Origin of the sequence: Aquicoccus sp. SU-CL01552 (assembly GCF_040365005.1) — a bacterium.
In the GTDB taxonomy this organism is placed as follows: domain Bacteria; phylum Pseudomonadota; class Alphaproteobacteria; order Rhodobacterales; family Rhodobacteraceae; genus Antarcticimicrobium.
Genome location: NZ_BAABWV010000061.1, coordinates 1 through 409, shown reverse-complemented (window position 1 = coordinate 409; position 409 = coordinate 1). Strand labels below are relative to the sequence as shown.

1 protein-coding gene is annotated in these 409 nt (G+C 60.6%); it reads right to left on the bottom strand.

All coding sequences use genetic code 11. From position 1 onward, the window contains the following. Nucleotides 1-409: calcium-binding protein (locus ABWV23_RS22385; protein WP_353351928.1), on the bottom strand; the 409-nt coding region annotated here is incomplete at both ends.

The window sequence follows — 409 nt, the reverse complement described above, 5'->3', positions numbered from 1 at the left end:
GGTGTTGCCGCTACCGTCGTCGATCACCGCATCGCCGGCGACCTCGGTCAGGTGATTGTTGGTGAGATCCTTGAAGTTCTTGATCGAGGTCACGTCGGACAGGTCGATCTTTTCGCCTGTGCCGGCGGTCGTGAAGTCGTGGATGGTGTCATCGCCGAACTTGCCGGAAAAGATGAAGATGTCGTTCTTGGCACCGCCGTAAAGGTCGTCGTTGCCGTTGCCCCCGTCCAGCGTGTCTTTGCCGTTTCCGCCTGTCAGAACGTCCTTGCCGTTGCCGCCATTGAGCTTGTCGTTACCGCCGCCGCCTTCCAGAACATCGTTGCCCTTGCCGCCGTCCAGCGTGTCTTTGCCGATTCCGCCTTCCAGAAGGTCGCTGCCGTTGCCGCCAGAGAGCTTGTCGTTGCCGCCG